This window comes from Nocardia sp. NPDC049935, assembly GCF_055586645.1.
Map to the genome: position 1 here is coordinate 604,308 of NZ_JBVJHV010000003.1, position 15,135 is coordinate 619,442.

The window sequence follows — 15,135 nt, forward strand, 5'->3', positions numbered from 1 at the left end:
TCCGGCGCCGGGACCGGGAAGTGGGTGAGAACTGTGGCGGCACGACCACCGAAGGCCAGCGGCGCACGGCTGCGTGAACTGGCCGAACTGCGCCGGGCGCGGGCAGCGAGCGGCGCGGGCTGCGCGCGCCCGGCCATGGTTCCGCCCCGGACGGGTCACGCGACCTCCGTTCCGGTCGCACCGGCCTCCGCGGTCCGGCGCGAGATCCTGCCCGTCCCCTCCGCCCTCGCTCCCCTGCTGCCCGATCACGGCCTGGTCAAAGGCACGGTGGTGGCCTATACCGGCGCCGGAGCGCTACTGGCCGGTCTGCTCGCCGCGGTCACCGGGCCGGGCGGGCACGCCGCCGCGGTGGGGCTGCCCCGGCTCGGTCTGCTCGCCGCCGCCGAGATGGGCGCGCGGCTGGACCGCCTGGCCGTGGTCGCCGACGCCGGACACGATCCGGCGGAGGTGGCCGCGGTGTTGCTCGACGGCATGGAACTGGTGGTGCTCGGTCTCGGCGGCGCTTCGATACCTCCGTCCCGCGCCCGGGTACTGGCCGCGCGAGCACGGGGAAAGGGCGCCACCCTGCTCGTCACCGAGGGAGCCTGGCCCGCCCCGGACCTGCGGCTGGAAAGCCGGGTGGCCGGTTACACCGGACTCGGGACGGGCAGCGGGCGGATCCGCTCGATCAGCCTCGATATCGAGGTCCGCACCGGCACCGGCGCTCCGAGCCGCGGCCGGCTGGCCGCCCGGCCGCTGGGCGGGCGGGTGGAATGGATCGCGCTCGCCGACACCGCCGGCGCCGCGGCCGCACCGGAACGTCCGGTGACAGCAGAACAGGAGAGCCCGGTTGCCTCCTGATCGGTCCTCGTCGCGCCGGGTCCTGGTGGTGTGGTGCCCGGATTGGCCCGCGGTCGCCGCGGCGGCCGGAGCGGGGCTGCCGGCGGACCGGCCGGTGGCGGTACTGCACGCGAACCGGGTGGTCACCTGTTCGGCCACCGCCCGGGACGCCGGGGTGCGGCGCGGTATGCGCAAACGCGAAGCCCAGGGCCGCTGCCCGGAACTGTTCGTCGCGCCACCCGACCAGGACCGCGACGCCCGCCTCTTCGAACCGGTGGCCGCGGCGATCGACGCGCTCGCGTCCGGAGTAGAGGTACTGCGCCCCGGACTGCTCGCGCTCGCCGCCCGCGGCGTGATCCGGTATTTCGGATCCGCGGAGGCGGCGGCCCGGCGGTTACTGGCCGCCGCGGCCACCGCCGGGGTGGAGGCGCGGATCGGTATCGCCGACGAACTGCCGACCGCGATCATCGCCGCCCGGCACGGCACGATCGTGGCGCCCGGCGGCGACGCGCGATTCCTGGCGCCGCTGCCGATCGGCGAACTGGCCGCCGAACCGGGCCCCGCGGAACGGGAACGGGCGGCCCTGCTCGACCTGCTGCACCGGCTCGGCCTCCGCCGGATCGGCGATTTCGCCGCGTTGACCTCCGCCCAGGTCGCCTCCCGTTTCGGCAGCGACGCCGTACTCGCCCATCGGCGGGCGCGCGCGCTGCCCGAACGCCCCCCGGCTCCCCGGCAACTCCCCCCGGACCTGGAGGTCCGGCTGCCCTGCGACCCCCCGATCGACCGTGTCGACGCCGCCGCCTTCGCCGGCCGGCTGCTGGCCACCCGGCTCACCGCGGCGCTGGCGGCGGCGTCCGCGGCCTGCACCCGGCTCGAGATCCGCGCCGAGACCGAAACCGGCGAACAGCTGTCACGGGTGTGGCGGTGCGCCGAACCGCTGACCGCCGACGGGGTGGCCGACCGCGTGCGCTGGCAGCTCGACGGCTGGCTCACCCGCCCCACCGGCGCGCCCACCGCACCGGTGGTTCTGCTGCATCTGGTCCCGGTGGAGGTGGTGCCCGCCGCCGCGCTACAGCTGGGCCTGTGGGGCGATACCGGTACGGGCGACGAACGCGCACTGCGCGCGCTGGTCCGGGTACAGGGCCTGCTGGGCGGTGACGCGGTGCGGGTCGGAGTGCTCAGCGGCGGACGCGGGCCCGCCGAACGGGTCACCATGGTCACCTTCGGCGACGAACCCGCCCCCGAGACCGATCCGGACCCGCCCTGGCCCGGGCGGATTCCCGAACCGGCACCCGCGGTGATCATGCTCAACCGCCCGCCTGTGACCCTGGAGACCGCGGACGGCGCGCCCGTCCGCGTCACCGCCCGCGGACTGTTCAGCGGACCGCCCGCCCGGTTGCGCTGGGGCCGGTCGAGCTGGCGGCTCACCGCCTGGGCCGGGCCCTGGCCGCTCGACGAGCTGTGGTGGTCGCCGGGGACCGCGCCCGCGGCCCGCGCCCAGGTGGAACTACCCGGACCGCACAGCCTGCTGCTGCTCTTCCGGGACAACCGGTGGTGTGTAGAGGGACTCTACGAATGAGCGGGCGGAACCCGGTCAGTAACCGTCGCAGGAGTCGAAGGCCGCGTCCTTGTCCGCGTTGAAGGTGTCGATCTGGCCGTTGACCTCTTCGACCGAGGCGTTGCGTTCCAGCAGATCCGCCAGCGACCGCAGATTGTCGCGATAGGTGCGCATCGGGGTGGACACATCGTTGGGGACGTCGGGGTTCAGTTCCCCGTCGATCGTATCGGCGGTGTTGCGCAGCGCCGTCATCGCGGCCTGCTTCTTGGGCTCGAGATCCGGCGCCTTGTTATCGCTGGCGTCGATATAGGCGTTGAAGGCGTCCACCGCGGGATTGTTGTTGTCCCGCAGCGCCTCGCAGACCTCGGTGGCGGCCGCGGCCGCGGCGGCGGCGCGCGAGGACGAGGCGGCGGCCGAGGAGGACCTGACCTCGGAGGTGTAGAGCTGCAGCTCGGACTGGTTCACTTCCGCGGTACCGGTCACGGTATTCGAGCAGGCCGCCAGGAAGCCACCGGCGACCAGCGCGGTCAGCGCGGCGGCCAGACCGGCTCGTTCGAATCGTCGCATCGCTCTGCAACTCCCCTCGGATGCCCACGAACCCCGTATTTTCGCCCCGGCGCGCCGGACATCTGAGCCGCCGATGCTGTCAACCGTACTGGGTCGGGTCCGATTTCGGCCCGCCAGCCTCCGATTGATGATCAACCGAGATCCGCCCTACCCGGTGGCGATATCGATGACCAGGCGATTCGGCATCGGATCCGCGACCACGGTGAAGCCCGGCTCGTCGCCGGCGACCCCCACGAACGACTGGGTGACCCCCTCGAACACCGTGGTCCGGTACACCCCGGCGACACCCGGCACCGCGGGATCGGTGGCGGGGTCGGGCCCGGCGTAGGGCGCCACCCCGGTATCGAACGGATACCCCGACCCGGTGATCCGCACCTCGAGTACGGAGTCACCCGCCACCTCGAGTTCGCGCCCGCTGCCGTCCTGGACGGCCCGCCCGGTGTACCAGACGCTGAAACCCGGCGTCCCCTGTCCGTCCAGGTAGTACTCCACCCGGTCGAACCCCGGATGCCGGCTGAGCCGGACATCGGTGACGGTCAGTTTGGCGCCCGGCGAGGCCTCGGCCTGTTTGGGCACCGTATCGTCCGGCGCCGGGACCGCCTGCCCGGGCAGCGGCAGCGGCAGCGGCGGCACGGGCAAACCCGGGATATCCGCCTCCGAGCTGGGTAGAGCCGGCGCCGCCTCCGGAGAGCTAACCGGTGGTGTGGACCCCGAGTCGGCACACCCCGCGAGACACCCCAGCATCACGGCAACCACCAGAACACGCCCGGTACGCATGATCCCGATGCTAACCGCAGTGCCCACTGTCCTGCGGTAACGCCTCCTCGCACGGTGTGCCCCGGCCGCCCCCGGCCACCTGTTCACGACCGTGAACACACCCGCCGCACACGGTATGTACCGGGGTGGGTCCGCACCGCGGGGCAACGATCTAGCACACTTGTCCCGTGCGAGACGTGGAGGACCTACTCGAAAGGTTGCGCCGCTATCCGGATGTGGAGGCCACCAACCTCTATGCCGTCGATGCCGCCGACCGCCTCTTACTCGACGTCGCCGCCGACGCGCTGACCGAAGCGGCCCTCGGCGGCGGGCGGGTCGTGGTGATCGGCGACGGTTACGGCGCGCTCACCCTCGGCGCCGCCACCGCACACGATCTGCACGGTATCCGGGTCCACCAGGACCTGCTGACCGGCGAACTCGCCCTGGCCGCCAATGCCCGCGGACTCGGACTCACCGACCGCTACACCGCCTGTCCACTCGACGCGAACCTGCTGACCGGCGCGACCGTGGTCCTGCTGCGGTTGCCACGCGTCCTCGCCGGCCTCGACGAAATCGCCGAGGCCATAGCCCGTTACGCACACCCGGACGTCCAGGTGTTCGCGGGCGGCCGGGACAAGTACCTGACCAAGGCGATGAACGACGTACTGGGCGAATCGTTTTCCGAGGTCCGGGCCAGCCGGGGCCGCCAGAAGTCCCGCACCCTGCTGGTCCGGGGCCCTAAACCGATGGGGGAACCGCGGTTCCCCCTGCGCGAGCACATCGGCGAATTCGATATCGACGTGGTCGCCCACGGCGCCGCCTTCTCCGGGGCACGCCTGGATATCGGCACCCGGTTCCTGCTCGAACACCTGCGGGCCATGAAACCCGACGCCCGCGACGCCGTCGATCTGGGTTGCGGCACCGGAATACTGGCAGTCTCCCTCGCCCGGTCCCGGCCGGGGCTCGCGGTCGTCGGCACCGACCAGTCCGCGGCCGCGGTGGCCTCCGCGACCGCGACCGCGGCCGCCAACCACGTCGCCGATCAGGTCCGGGTGGTGCGCGACGACGCCATGTCCGGCGCCGCCGACAACAGCGCCGACCTGGTCGTCTGCAATCCGCCGTTCCATGTCGGCGCCGCCGTGCACACCGGCTCGGCCATCAAGATGTTCGCCCAGACCGGCCGCGTCCTCCGCCCCGGCGGTGAACTGTGGACCGTGTACAACAACCATCTCAATCACCGCACGGTCGTCGAACGGATGGTGGGCCGCACCGAGGTGATGGGCCGCAACCGGAAGTTCACGGTCACCCGATCCGTCCGCGGCCTGCACGATCCGCTCCGATAACCCCGGAGCGGATCAGTCGATCCGCCGCCGGTGCGCCCAGCGGGTGAGCGCGTTCCGATTGGACTGCTGGGTTTTGCGCAGCACATTCGACGCGTGCGTCTCCACCGTCTTCACCGAGATGAACAGCTTCTCGGCGATCTCGCGGTAGGTGTAGCCCCGGGCCAGCAGCCGCAACACCTCGAGTTCCCGCGGGGTCAGCGAATCCAGCTCGGGATCCAGCGGCGGTTCGGGCACCGGGGACCGCCCGGTGAACGAATCCAGCACGAAACCCGCCAGCCGCGGACTGAACACGGCATCGCCCCCGGCCACCCGCCGGATACCGTCGGCCAGTTCGGCGCCCGAGATCGTCTTGGTGACATACCCGCGCGCACCGGCCCGGATCACCGCGATCACATCCTCGGCGGCATCGGACACACTCAGCGCCAGACATACCGGCCCACTGTCGATCCCGTGCAGTACGGCGACCCCGCCGCCGTCGGGCATATGCACATCCAGCAACACCACATCGGGTTCGGTGGCGTTGATCCCGGCCACCGCCTCGGCCACGGCACCGGCCTCCCCCACCACCTCCATATCGGCCTCCCGGCCGAGTTCGGCCCGCACACCGGACCGGAACACCGCGTGATCATCGACGAGAAAAACCCGCACTCGCGCCCCTTCTGTACTTTTGGCGCCGCCTTCGGCGGCGCGGGGTTGCGGCCCCCCGGGGCCGCAACCCATTGTGGGCCTCGTCTGGCTGGGGGCGGTGGGAGGTCGGGGAGAACCGGCGGGCGGAGGTCTCGGTGCGGAGTCTCACCGGCGTGCGGTTCGCGGGCCTGCCGGACCGGGGCCGGTGGCGAATTCCGGTGAGGTCGCGGTGACCGGCCGGGCAGCGGGCGTCCGGGGGGCCGCGGAATCGCGGTCGGTGACTTCCGCGCCGCTTCCTTCCGAATCGCCGGAATCGGTGCGCGGCATGACTATGCGGACCTCGGTACCGCGACCGGGAGCGGAGACGATCTCGACCGTGCCGCCCCGGCGTTCCACCCGGGCGCGGATCGAACGGGCCAGGCCGTGCCGGTCCTCGGGGATCGCGTCGGGGTCGAAGCCGGTGCCGCGGTCGCGGACGAAAACGGCGACCTGATGCGGTTCGGCCTCCGCGAACAGATCGATATCGGCGACCCCGGCATGTTTCGCGGCGTTCACCAGGGCCTCCCGGGTGGCGCCGAGTACGGCGGTGAAATGTTCACGCGGCAGGCCGGATCCGGACTCCTCGCCGTCCATCGCGACGTCACCGACCGTGACGGGCGTGACCTTCACGCCGTGCTGGTCCTCGACCTCGCCGGCGATGGTGCGCAGTGCCGCGGCCAGGCTGGATTCGGCGGGGCCGGAATCGGCGAACAGCCACCGGCGCAACTCCCGTTCCTGACTGCGGGCCAGGCGCAGCACCTCCTGCGAATCACCGGCCTGGCGCTGGATCAGCGCCAGCGTCTGCAGCACGGAATCGTGCAGGTGGGAGGCGATCTCTTCGCGTTCCTCGTTCCGGATGCGGGCGGCGCGCTCGGCATTGAGCGAACGCATCAGCCGCAGGCCCAGCGGCACCATGAGCAGGCCCACCCCGATCAGGGTGGCCGCCACCGCCAGCAGCGCCGACCCCAGCGAACCCCAGTCGACCTGCGACAGCACCACCACGGTCAGCCCCGCCACCACGAGGGTGACACCGGCGATGATGCGCGACCAGGTCACCACGGACGGTTTCGCGGGCAGCCCCACCAGCGACCGGGGGCCGTCCGCGTCGTACTCGCGCCACACCAGGGCCGCGCCGATCGCGATCACCACCAGCGGTGCGACCACCCGCGCCGCCGTACCGCTGAACGCCCAGGACACCGCCACCGACAGACCGAGCCCGAGCAGCGCCAGCCCGATCGCCTGCCGGCGCTCGGTACCCGAGGGAGTGGCATCGTCCGCGCCGCCCGGCGTGAAGATCCACAGCAGCCCGTAGGCCACGATCCCGGCGCCCGCCAGCGCCGACAGGAGCACGAACGCCATCCGGACCTTGAGCACGTCGATACCGAGGTGATCGGCCAGGCCGCCGGCCACCCCGCCCACGATCCGGCCGCCGGATCGGCGGACCAGCGGCGCGGAACTACCGGGGCCCGCCCCAGTGATTCCACCGGGGCCCGCCCCAGTGATTCCACCGGGGCCCGCCCCGACGGCGGCCCCCCGCGCGTAGAAGGCAGGTCCGAACGGGCACATACCCTCGATACTGGCACGTGAGCACCCCCGCGACCATCGGGAAACACCCTGATATCGGCGTCACCGGGCGCTATCGGCGGTGGTAGGGAACTTTTCCGGAGCAACTTCAGGGTTCCCCCCGATGTGTGCCGGGCCACCCCGGGCGGACCATGGGCTCATGACGAAAACGAGCTTCGGGGATCAGCTCCAGCAGATGTGGCAGACACGGCCGGCCCGGCTGCCCCGCCACGGGCCGATCGCCGGAGTCGCGGCCGGATTCGGGCACCGGTACGGGATCGACCCGGTCCTGGTGCGGGTGGCGTTCGTCGTCTCCACGATCTTCGGCGGCGCCGGAATCGTCCTGTACCTGATCGGATGGTTGCTCTTCCCGGAACCGGGCGACCGCGCCTCGATGGCGGAATCACTCACCCGCCGGGGCCCCGGTTCACCCGGTCAGACGAAGACGATCGTGCTGATCGTGGCCCTGGCCATCGCCGTGAGCACCATGGGCCCGGTGGGGATCGGTCTCGGCGGATCGGGTGTGATCTCACTCGCGCTCATGCTGGCCGCCTGGTGGATGCTCTATATGCGGGCCCCGGTCCCGCCGCCGCTGCCCGCCGGCCCCCCGGCGCCCGAACCGCTCGCCGGCCCCGGGACCACCGGCTACCCCGGCGCGGTGTTCCCGCAGGGCGGTGCCGAACAGTACCCGTACGACAGCGGTCTCTACACCCCCTACACCCGCCTTCCCGACCACTACGTCCCGGACTCGCCGGCCCCGGGCACGGACGAGACTCCGGCGAACCCGGCACCCGGTTCCACCGGCACGGCGGCGCCGAAATCCGCCGCACCCGCGACCGGCGGGAAGGTCGAGCTGAACAAACCGGGTACGGATCCGGCGGCACGCGCGGAGACTCCGGCCTCGGCACCCGCCGACGCCCGGGCCGCCGCCGAGTCCGGCGGCACCGGGCAGCCCGAAGCCGCCGGCCCGCCTCGGCCGGCGCCCGGCGCGCCCACGGGCGGTACGACCATCGATAGGAACAAGTCCGGCGCGACGGGCAACCCCGGCGCCTCGCATCCCACCCGCACCCCGCCCTCCTGGGACCCGCTGGGTGTCGCGCCGCTGGCCTGGGATCTGCCCGAACCCGCACCCGCCCGCACCGTCACGACCACCGTGGACAAACGCCCGCGGTCCCGCTACACGCCGGTGGTGCTCGGGCTCGCCATTCTGGCGGCCGCGATCGCGGGCGCCGCGCGGATCGCCGGCGCGGACTGGATGACACCCGGACGGATAGCCGCCGTCGCCCTGGTGGTGGTCGGCCTGGGTCTGGTGCTCGGATCGTTCCGGCGCCGGGGACACGGGCTCCTGGTGGTCACCGCGCCGCTGGCGGCGTTCGTCGTACTGGCGGCGGTGATCGGACCGGTCGATTTCGGCAACCCCACCATGGGTGATCGCACCTGGGCTCCGGCCTCGGCCGCGGAGGTCCGGCCGGAATACGCCGTCACCATGGGATCGGGCACGCTCGATCTGCGCGGTATCGAGTTGTCCGGCAACAAGACCGTGGATATCGAGGTGCAGATGGGTGAGGCGGTGGTCCTTATACCCGAGAACATGAACGTACGCACCGACTGCACGGTCCGGATGGGTGAGGCGACCTGCCCCGACGGCCTCACCGGCCCCGGCGGCGACGCACCGGTGCTGGATTTGAACGTCCAGGTCCGGATGGGAAACGCGGAGGTGCGTCGTGGCTGATCGACAGACGAACCGGGAACCGGGGGCACAGACCGGAGCGACACCGTGCGCCGGGAACGGGCCCCGCGGGCGATTCTCCCCCGGACTGCTCATCGCCGGTCTGCTCGCGCTCCTCGCGGGAGTCTGGGCACTGGCCGGCCCGGACAACTGGGGCTTCGCGTCGATGATCCCGATGGGCTGGATCCTCGTGGCCGGCGCGATCGTGGCCGGCCTGGCGCTGGTGATCTCACCCAGGAAGCGCCGCTGAATTCAGTGCGACGAACAGCGATGCGGCCGGACCCTCGGGGTGCCGGCCGCATCGCTGTTCGCTCATTCCCACTCGATGGTGCCCGGGGGTTTGCTCGTCACGTCCAGCACCACCCGGTTGACCTCGGCGACCTCGTTGGTGATCCGGGTCGAGATCCGTTCCAGTACCTCGTAGGGCAGCCGCGTCCAGTCCGCGGTCATCGCGTCCTCGCTGGACACCGGTCGCAAGACGATCGGGTGCCCGTAGGTGCGGCCGTCGCCCTGGACGCCCACGCTGCGGACATCGGCGAGCAGCACCACCGGGCACTGCCAGATCTGCCCGTCCAGCCCGGCCGCGGTGAGTTCCTCCCGCGCGATCGCGTCGGCCTGCCGCAGGGTGCGCAACCGGTCCTCGGTGACCTCACCGATGATTCGGATCGCCAGACCCGGCCCCGGGAACGGCTGGCGGGCCACGATCTCCTCCGGCAGCCCCAGTTCCCGGCCGACCGCGCGGACCTCGTCCTTGAACAGCAACCGCAACGGTTCGACCAGCTCGAATTCGAGATCATCGGGTAGGCCGCCCACATTGTGGTGCGATTTGATGTTGGCGGTCCCGGTACCGCCGCCGGACTCCACCACGTCCGGGTACAGCGTGCCCTGGACCAGGAACTCCACCGCCGGCGCGGATTCCCCGGCGGTCTGTTCGCCGACCACCTCGCCCACCGCGTCCTCGAAGGACCGGATGAACTCCCGGCCGATGATCTTGCGCTTCTCTTCCGGATCGGTGACGCCCTTCAGCTCACCGAGGAATTTGTCCACAGCGTCCACCGTCACCAGACGGGCACCGGTGGCGGCCACGAAATCCCGCTGCACCTGCTCACGTTCACCCGCCCGCAGCAACCCGTGGTCGACGAAAACGCAGGTGAGCTTATCGCCGATGGCCCGCTGCACCAGCGCCCCCGCGACCGCGCTGTCCACACCACCGGAGAGACCGCAGATCGCGTGCGCGTCTCCGATCTGCTCCCGCACCCGCTCGACCATCGCGTCGGCGATATTGGCCGGCGTCCACTCCGCCGCGATACCCGCCATCTCGTGCAGGAACCGGCTCAGCACCTGCTGTCCGTGCGGCGAATGCAACACCTCGGGGTGGTACTGCACACCCGCCAGCCGGCGCGCCCGGTTCTCGAACGCCGCGACCGGCGCGCCCACGGTCGTACCGGTGACCTCGAACCCCTCCGGCGCATCGGTCACCGCGTCGCCGTGGCTCATCCACACCGGCTGCCGCCCCGGCAGCCCCTGGTGCAGCAGACCGCCGTCGATATCCAGCTCGGTCCGGCCGTACTCGCGGGTGCCGGTATGGGCGACCGTGCCTCCCAGCGCCCGAGCCATCGCCTGGAACCCGTAGCAGATACCGAACACCGGGATATCGAGGTCGAACAGGCGGGGATCCAGCGCCGGCGCCCCCTCCGCGTACACACTGGCCGGGCCGCCGGACAGGATCACCGCCAGCGGCTTCTTCTCCGCGATCTCGGCCACCGTCGCGGTATGCGGAACCACCTCGGAGTAGACGCTCGCCTCCCGGACCCGGCGGGCGATCAGCTGCGCGTACTGCGCACCGAAGTCGACGACAAGAACGGGTCTCTGGGAGTGTGTCACCCGCATGAGTCTAGTAAGCCCCGAACCACGCCCCCGACCTGCCCACCCGCCGTACGCCCACCATCCACAGGCGCCAACCGTCCAGCACCGACCCCACCGCCCACTCACGAGCGACCAAGCGCATGCCCACCCCACCCCGGCCGGCCGCCTCCGCCGGGGTGGGGCCCGCCCGGTTCTGGAGCGACCAGAGGGAGGGAGCGCAGCGACCGACCGCCGGGAGTGAAGAACCGGGATGTCAGGGCCCCACCCTCGAGCGGCGGAGCCGCTCCAAAATTACAACAATTACGCGCGGACGCTCAGGCCCACCTTCTGGAATTCCTTCAGGTCGGAGTAACCGGCCTTGGCCATCGACCGGCGCAGCCCGCCGACCAGGTTCAGCGAACCGAAGGGGTCGTCGGACGGACCCGTGAGGACCTGTTCGAGGCTCGGCCGGACCGTCGCCGCGGGGGCCGGGCCCAGGCCCAGTTCGTCGGCCAGATCCCACGGCTGGTCCAGCGACAGCAGCGACCCGCGCGGAACCGAGGGGTGCGCCGCCGCCGAGGGCCAGTACCAGCCGCGACCGGGTGCCTCGGCGGACAGGGCCAGCGGCGCGCCGAGCATGGCGGCGTCGGCTCCGCAGGCGATCGCCTTGGCCAGCTGACCGGAGGAGTTGATATCGCCGTCCGCGATCACGTGGACGTAGCGGCCGCCGGTCTCGTCGAGATAGTCCCGCCGCGCCGCCGCGGCGTCGGCGATGGCCGTGGCCATCGGCACCCCGATACCCAGCACCTCACCGGTGGTGGTGGCGCCGGGCTGGGAGCCGTAGCCGACGATCACCCCGGCCGCGCCCGTGCGCATCAGATGCAGCGCCGTGCGGTGATCACTGACGCCGCCCGCGACGACCGGCACATCGAGTTCGGCGATGAAGGTCTTGAGATTCAGCGGTTCACCCGCGTTCACGTGCTCGGCGGAGATGATGGTGCCCTGCACGACCAGCAGGTCGATACCCGCCTGCACCAGGCCGGGCGTGAGCGCCTGCGCGTTCTGCGGGCTCACCCGCACCGCCACGGTGACACCGGCGGCGCGCACCTGGGCGACCGCGGCGGCGAGCAGATCCGGCTGCATGGGCGCGGCGTGCAGTTCCTGCAGGAAGGCCACCGCGCGCTGATAGCTGCCCTTGTCGGCGAGTTCGAGCAGCTGATCGATCTTGGCCGCGACATCGGAGTGCCGCGCCCACAGTCCCTCACCGTTGATGACGCCGAGCCCGCCGAGCCGGCCCACCTCGACGGCGAACTCCGGGGAGACCAGCGCATCGGTGGGATGGGTGAGGAACGGGATATCGAAACGGTAGGCGTCGAGCTGCCAGGACAGCGATACCTGACTCGCCGACCGGGTGCGGCGCGAGGGAACGATATCGACATCGTCCAGTTCGTAGGTCCGGCGAGCCGTCCTACCCATCCCGATCTCGACCATATCGCGCACGAAATAACTCCTGTGTCATTGGAGCAGCTCCGCTGCTCGAGGTTCGGCCCTCCTGAGCGCCTGCTGTCGGCACTCGAGACTCGTGGCTTCGCCACATGCGCTTCGAGTGCCGACAGCAGGCGCGGGCCGAACCCTGTGTGGGCCTCGTAAGACTCGGCACCGGTGGCTCTTGCGTTTCAGCTGGTGAAGCGCATTTCGCCAGTAAACTTTACACACCGGGCCGCGGGTCGATTCGGACGACCGAGCGGGAGGCCGGGTATTCGCTCACGCGGAGACCTCGCTCTGGGTGGTCGCCTGCCGACCGGCTACCGCCCGGGTATCGCGAGGCAGCTCGGCGCTCTGGGCCGGGGGTGGCGGTCTGCCCGCCGGAGAACCGGCGGGCGCGCCCTTCGCCGGCTACCGGCCGGTGTAGTTGGGGGCCTCCACGGTCATGGTGATGTCGTGGGGGTGGCTCTCCTTCAGACCCGCCGCGGTGATCTGGACGAACTGGGCGTCCTGCAGGCCCGCGATGGTGTGCGCGCCCGTATAGCCCATGGCGGCCCGCAGACCGCCGACCAGCTGGTGGATCACCAGGCTCACCGGTCCGCGGAACGGGACCCGGCCCTCGATGCCCTCGGGCACCAGTTTGTCCTCGGCCAGCACATCGTCCTGGAAGTAGCGGTCCTTGGAGAACGACTTCGCCTGGCCGCGGCCCTGCATCGCACCGAGGGAACCCATACCGCGGTAGCTCTTGAACTGTTTACCGCCGACCAGGATCAGCTCGCCGGGCGATTCGGCGGTACCGGCCAGCAGTGAGCCGAGCATCACGGTGGAGGCGCCCGCGGCGATCGCCTTGGCGATATCACCGGAGAACTGGATGCCACCGTCGGCGATCACCGGGACACCGGCGGGCCCGCAGGCGGCGACGGCCTCCAGGATCGCGGTGATCTGCGGGGCGCCGACTCCGGCGACCACCCGGGTGGTGCAGATGGAGCCGGGGCCGACCCCGACCTTCACCGCGTCGGCGCCCGCCTCGACCAGGGCGGCGGCGCCGGCGCGCGTGGCGATATTGCCGCCGATGACCTGGATACGGTCGCCGACCTCGGCCTTGACCTTGCTCACCATGCTGAGCACCTGCCGCTGATGCCCGTGCGCGGTGTCCACCACGAGCACATCGGCGCCGGCGTCGGCCAGGGTCATGGCACGCGACCACGCGTCGTCGCCGACGCCGACCGCGGCGCCCACCAGCAGCCGGCCGTCACGGTCCTTGGTGGCGTCGGGGAACTGATCGGTCTTCACGAAGTCCTTGACCGTGATCAGCCCGCGCAACCGGCCCTCGCCGTCGACGATCGGCAGCTTCTCGACCTTGTGGCGGCGCAGCAGCCCCAGCGCGGCCTCCGCGGTCACGCCCTCCTGGGCGGTGATCAGCGGCGCCTTGGTCATCACATCGGCGACACGCCGATCCTGATCGACCTCGAAACGCATATCGCGGTTGGTGATGATCCCGACCAGCGCGCCCTTCTCGTCCACCACCGGCAACCCGGAGATACGGAAGCGGGCGCACATGGCGTCGACCTCGGCGAGCGTATCGGTGGGGCGGCAGGTCACCGGATCGGTGACCATCCCGGCCTCGGACCGCTTGACGGTCTCCACCTGGCCCGCCTGATCGGCCACGGAAAGATTGCGGTGCAGGACGCCCATACCGCCGGCCCGGGCCATGGCGATCGCCATCCGGGCTTCGGTGACGGTATCCATGGCGGAACTGACCAGCGGGGTGCGCAGCCGGATCTCGCGTGTCAGCTGACTCGTCGTCTCGACCGCGCTCGGAATCAGGTCCGAGGCGGCGGGCAGCAGCAGGACATCGTCGAAGGTGAGGCCGAGCATGGCGATCTTGTCCGGATCGTCACCACCCGTATGAGGGCGGACGGCACGCTCGCCCGGTACGGGATTACTCATTCGGATCGACCCCTCCTGGACGTCGGCGGCGCTATCGGGGTACGGCGATCCGATAGCGAACTGTTACTGGGATTGGCTCACGACGCCGGCTCGATTCTTCCGGCGGGTGGCCGGGTGATCGGGAGCTCGTCGGCGCCTGACACCATGGTATCGGTCCCCCTGGACCGCGGATCAACTGAGGGCGGTGCCGATCGATCGACGGGCGACAGTGCAAACTGACGGCGCGGACGGCTGGCGCAGACCACCCTGTTCTGCGTACCGTGGGGATGTGCGTGACCATCTACCACCTGGCTTGCCGCCGGATCCGTTCGCCGGAGACCCCGCCGACCCGTCCGCCGCGCTCGATGCCATCGAGCCGGGGGAACCGCTGGATCCTCATGAGCGCCTTGCGGTCGAAGAGGATCTCGCCGATCTCGCAGTCTACGAGGCGCTACTGGCCCACCGCGGTATCCGCGGGCTGGTGGTGAGCTGCGAGGACTGTCGGCAGGATCACTATCACGACTGGGACATGCTGCGCGCCAATCTCCTACAGCTACTGGTCGACGGCACGGTTCGCCCGCACGAGCCCGCCTACGACCCGACTCCGGAAGCGTACGTCACCTGGGATTATTGCCGTGGTTACGCCGATGCCTCGATGAACGAGGCATTCCACGGCGACGGGTTCGACGCTTTCGACAGCTGAGTCCGGCGCCGGTCTCCACCGGCCCCGATCGGCCGCCACGAGACGGCCGATCCGTTTTCGTATGTCCGGATAACCCCACCCGCAACCATCGAGCACACCGTCACTCGCACACCGCACATCCCGCACCACCGACGATGAGTGGCCATCCACGGATGGATGGCCACTCATGAAA

13 protein-coding genes are annotated in these 15,135 nt (G+C 71.1%); 6 read left to right on the forward strand and 7 right to left on the reverse strand.

Going from position 1 to position 15,135, the window contains the following annotated elements:
• Positions 1-33: 33 nt before the first annotated feature.
• On the forward strand, positions 34-840 hold the full coding sequence (locus ACZ6SF_RS15730) for a hypothetical protein (RefSeq protein WP_466062801.1): 807 nt from the start codon (positions 34-36) through the stop codon (positions 838-840).
• A complete protein-coding gene (locus ACZ6SF_RS15735) occupies positions 830-2,398 on the forward strand; it encodes a DNA polymerase Y family protein (RefSeq protein WP_466062802.1) in 1,569 nt (522 codons plus the stop codon). Before ACZ6SF_RS15730 ends, ACZ6SF_RS15735 begins: the two co-directional genes overlap by 11 nt.
• A 15-nt stretch (positions 2,399-2,413) precedes the next feature.
• Here the strand turns inward: ACZ6SF_RS15735 and ACZ6SF_RS15740 are convergent, their stop codons facing one another.
• A complete protein-coding gene (locus ACZ6SF_RS15740; protein ID WP_466062803.1) occupies positions 2,414-2,944 on the reverse strand; it encodes a hypothetical protein in 531 nt (176 codons plus the stop codon).
• 147 nt (positions 2,945-3,091) lie between these two features.
• Complete coding sequence (locus tag ACZ6SF_RS15745; protein WP_466063007.1) at positions 3,092-3,577, reverse strand: AMIN-like domain-containing (lipo)protein; 486 nt, start codon at positions 3,575-3,577, stop codon at positions 3,092-3,094.
• 311 nt (positions 3,578-3,888) lie between these two features.
• On the opposite strand from ACZ6SF_RS15745, the gene ACZ6SF_RS15750 reads away from it, so the two are divergent.
• Positions 3,889-5,043 carry a class I SAM-dependent methyltransferase gene (locus ACZ6SF_RS15750; RefSeq protein ID WP_466062804.1) on the forward strand — a complete coding sequence of 385 codons (1,155 nt, stop codon included), beginning with the start codon at positions 3,889-3,891 and terminating at the stop codon, positions 5,041-5,043.
• Positions 5,044-5,055: 12 nt separating this feature from the next.
• Here ACZ6SF_RS15750 and ACZ6SF_RS15755 read toward each other — a convergent pair whose 3' ends face one another.
• Both ACZ6SF_RS15755 and ACZ6SF_RS15760 read right to left on the reverse strand, forming a co-directional pair.
• A complete protein-coding gene (locus ACZ6SF_RS15755) occupies positions 5,056-5,691 on the reverse strand; it encodes a response regulator (protein WP_466062805.1) in 636 nt (211 codons plus the stop codon).
• Between the two features lie 144 nt (positions 5,692-5,835).
• On the reverse strand, positions 5,836-7,275 hold the full coding sequence (locus tag ACZ6SF_RS15760) for an ATP-binding protein (protein WP_466062806.1): 1,440 nt from the start codon (positions 7,273-7,275) through the stop codon (positions 5,836-5,838).
• A 157-nt stretch (positions 7,276-7,432) separates the two neighbouring features.
• Here ACZ6SF_RS15760 and ACZ6SF_RS15765 point away from each other — a divergent pair, with 157 nt between their 5' ends.
• Both ACZ6SF_RS15765 and ACZ6SF_RS15770 read left to right on the forward strand, forming a co-directional pair.
• Positions 7,433-9,004 carry a PspC domain-containing protein gene (locus ACZ6SF_RS15765; protein ID WP_466062807.1) on the forward strand — a complete coding sequence of 524 codons (1,572 nt, stop codon included), beginning with the start codon at positions 7,433-7,435 and terminating at the stop codon, positions 9,002-9,004.
• Positions 8,997-9,251, forward strand: a complete 255-nt coding sequence (locus tag ACZ6SF_RS15770) for a hypothetical protein (RefSeq protein ID WP_466062808.1) — start codon at positions 8,997-8,999, stop codon at positions 9,249-9,251. Before ACZ6SF_RS15765 ends, ACZ6SF_RS15770 begins: the two co-directional genes overlap by 8 nt.
• 62 nt (positions 9,252-9,313) lie before the next feature.
• Here ACZ6SF_RS15770 and guaA read toward each other — a convergent pair whose 3' ends face one another.
• The 3 genes from guaA to guaB all read right to left on the reverse strand — a co-directional run bounded on the left by guaA (position 9,314) and on the right by guaB (position 14,281).
• The gene (gene guaA / locus ACZ6SF_RS15775; RefSeq protein WP_466062809.1) at positions 9,314-10,891 is read right to left on the reverse strand and encodes a glutamine-hydrolyzing GMP synthase; all 1,578 of its coding nucleotides are present in this window, start codon (positions 10,889-10,891) and stop codon (positions 9,314-9,316) included.
• 276 nt (positions 10,892-11,167) lie between these two features.
• Entirely contained in the window at positions 11,168-12,346 is a 1,179-nt protein-coding gene (locus tag ACZ6SF_RS15780; protein WP_466062810.1) for a GuaB3 family IMP dehydrogenase-related protein, read from the reverse strand.
• Positions 12,347-12,742: 396 nt separating this feature from the next.
• On the reverse strand, positions 12,743-14,281 hold the full coding sequence (gene guaB / locus ACZ6SF_RS15785; RefSeq protein ID WP_466062811.1) for an IMP dehydrogenase: 1,539 nt from the start codon (positions 14,279-14,281) through the stop codon (positions 12,743-12,745).
• 268 nt (positions 14,282-14,549) lie between these two features.
• On the opposite strand from guaB, the gene ACZ6SF_RS15790 reads away from it, so the two are divergent.
• Complete coding sequence (locus tag ACZ6SF_RS15790; RefSeq protein WP_030522220.1) at positions 14,550-14,963, forward strand: DUF5319 domain-containing protein; 414 nt, start codon at positions 14,550-14,552, stop codon at positions 14,961-14,963.
• Positions 14,964-15,135: the final 172 nt, after the last annotated feature.